Annotated in this window: 2 protein-coding genes; both read left to right on the forward strand. The window is 50.6% G+C overall.

The window, feature by feature from the left end:
* The first annotated feature begins 604 nt into the window (after positions 1-604).
* Entirely contained in the window at positions 605-1,555 is a 951-nt protein-coding gene (locus HWX34_RS20950) for a restriction endonuclease (protein WP_178974133.1), read from the forward strand.
* A gap of 161 nt (positions 1,556-1,716) precedes the next feature.
* Entirely contained in the window at positions 1,717-2,454 is a 738-nt protein-coding gene (locus HWX34_RS20955) for a metallophosphoesterase (protein ID WP_178974136.1), read from the forward strand.
* Positions 2,455-2,690 lie beyond the last annotated feature (236 nt).

Here is a 2,690-nt window from a genome sequence, read left to right on the forward strand (position 1 = left end):
CTGATTCAGGCCACAATGGACGAAGTGCTATCACCGATGAAGGCCTCCGCACTGTATGTGGGAATGAAGTACCGAGCTCCGCTAGCGTTTTATAGTGCCATGGGACCGGATGAGGAAATCCTGAATGACATGCGCAGCCGCTTTGCTGCTAATCTGCAGGAAGTACTCGATAGATAGTCGAGCACCGTAATAAAACAGGCCTGACCCAATCAGTCGCCTCTCATTTGCCGGATACATTTGTGACTGCTTTTAAATTTAAAGCAGTCACATTTTTTCGCTCTTGCTAGAGACTGCTTTGGCCGACCAACAGCCGGTGAGGCTACCTGGTTGGCGGTAGTTCGGCCAAAGCAGTCTTGCATGACAATGTGATAGCATGACTGCTATCGGCCAGAAGCGGCCATTTCCCATTTCTTCCCAAAGCTGTCGTTGAGACCTTGGGCAACACCACAAACTGTCCGGTGTAAAGCATCAATATACAGACACGCTAAAAGGCGAATTCTTGCCAGACAACGAATTCCAAAGACATAATTATTGTCAGCAATATCTATTAATATGCGAACCCGCTGGGTTCGTCTAATCACGGTTAGACATTTCAAATTACACCATGCCGATTCCAGACTATCAAACGCTTATGCTGCCATTTCTCCAAATCGCAGGTGATGGGCAAGAACATCGCTTCAGGGATGCGGTGGAATCGCTCGCCCAAGAATTTGCGCTCTCGGACGAAGACCGGAACGTCATGCTACCGAGTGGCACCGCCCCCCTTTTTGATAACCGAGTAGGCTGGGCCAGAACCTACCTTAAACAAGCGGCGCTAATCGAGTCCCGCAAGAGGGGTGTGTTTCACATTTCAGAAAGAGGCCGAGCGCTGCTTGCAAAAAATCCGCAGCGGATCGACAACTCAACATTGGAACAGTACCAAGAATTTCTTGACTTCAAACTTCGGCGCAGTGAGACGAGAGACACGTCAAGGGCCGAGACTCAGAATGAACAAGCTCCGCTTGTCAAAACCACCGAAAATCCCACGGACTCGACGCCCGAAGAGCTGTTCTCTCAGGCATACCAGCGACTGAGAAGCAACCTTGAGTTTGAACTTCTTGAGCAGGTCAAAGGATCAACACCTGCGTTCTTCGAAAGGCTAGTGATCGACCTTCTCGTCTCCATGGGTTACGGTGGCTCTCGACGCGACGCGGGGCGAGCCATTGGCAAAAGTGGGGATGGTGGCATCGACGGAATCATCAAGGAAGACAAGCTTGGATTGGACGTCATCTACATCCAGGCCAAACGCTGGGAAGGTACTGTTGGCAGGCCAGAAATTCAGAAGTTCGCGGGGGCCCTTCAAGGGCAGCGCGCGAACAAAGGAGTTTTCATTACAACGTCAAACTTTTCTCGTGAAGCAGAAGAGTACGCGAACATCATCACCTCCAAAATTATCCTCATCAATGGCGAGCAACTTGCCACACTAATGGTTGATCACAATGTTGGTGTGTCACCCATGAGTGCCTTCGAAATCAAACGCATAGACTCTGATTACTTTGAGGGCGAAAATATCTAACTGGTGGTCCGCTTTTCGAGGAAACGACCTTCTGCTACGGGTCGAAAGCACGCATACATTGAGTGTCACCTGGTTCGGACTAGAGTCCGCTGACTGGTTGGACGGTTGCGCAAAGAGAAAGCAACTTCCGCTTTGGCTGAGCATTTATTCGGAATCACTCAATGAAAATTGCAGTTTTATCTGATATCCACGGCAATCTTGGCGCACTTGACGCCATATTGCATGACATTGCCCAACGAGATGTCGATCTCATCGTAAACCTTGGCGATATCCTGTCAGGCGCGCTGCAACCGGTAGAAACAGCAGATCGTTTGATGGCACTCAATCTCCCGACAATTCGTGGTAATCATGAAAGGCAAGTACTTGCTGGAGACCCCACTCGCATGGGCCCATCGGACAAAATGGCCTATTCGCTACTACAGCCCAAGCACACGCATTGGTTGGCCGGTCTGCCGGAATCACTACGCCTGTTTGACGATGTATTGATGATGCATGGTACGCCAGATAGCGACCTGACCTATCTGCTGGAAGTAGTTACTGCGTCCGGTTGTCGCTCTGCAATGAAACATGAAGTGGCGCAGCGGCTTGCACACATCGATGCATCCTTGATTCTCTGCGGCCATACTCACCTACCGCGCTCGGTCAGGCTGGATGATGGCCGACTCATCGTCAACCCAGGTAGCGTTGGCTTGCAGGCATATGAAGACGAACATCCATATCTGCATCGCATGGAAACGGGCTCGCCACATGCACGCTATGCAATCGTTGAACGAAGCACTACCGGCTGGTCATCGCAGTTGCTGGCTATCGAATACGATTGGGATACGGCGGCTGAACTTGCGGCACGAAATAATCGTTTAGATTGGATTTGTCCACTTAAAACAGGTTATGTGAAGTAATCCTGTTTTGCTGGCCATGCCGGCATGGCCGGTATTTTTTCGGTCTGATATCTAACAGAGTGGCAGATATGTGGCCTTGAGCAGATGCTCTGGCGAAATGGGGTAACCGACCGCTATGGCCGACCAGTTGACATCGGAGCTGCTGCGAATTAGTAGCAACCAAAGTCTGCTACCAGTACAGGTTACAGCCTTCGCATAGTAGAAGCAGCGGGGCATTCACCCCGCTGCAGTAAAGC

The sequence above is a fragment of the Aquitalea sp. LB_tupeE genome, from assembly GCF_013391415.1.
Classification (GTDB): Bacteria; Pseudomonadota; Gammaproteobacteria; order Burkholderiales; family Chromobacteriaceae; genus Aquitalea.

Bases quoted from the DNA above. Each gene is read 5' to 3' on its own strand.
- HWX34_RS20950 (WP_178974133.1), top strand. From the start codon at position 605: ATGCCGATTCCAGACTATCAAACGCTTATGCTGCCATTTCTCCAAATC.
- HWX34_RS20955 (WP_178974136.1), top strand. From the start codon at position 1,717: ATGAAAATTGCAGTTTTATCTGATATCCACGGCAATCTTGGCGCACTT.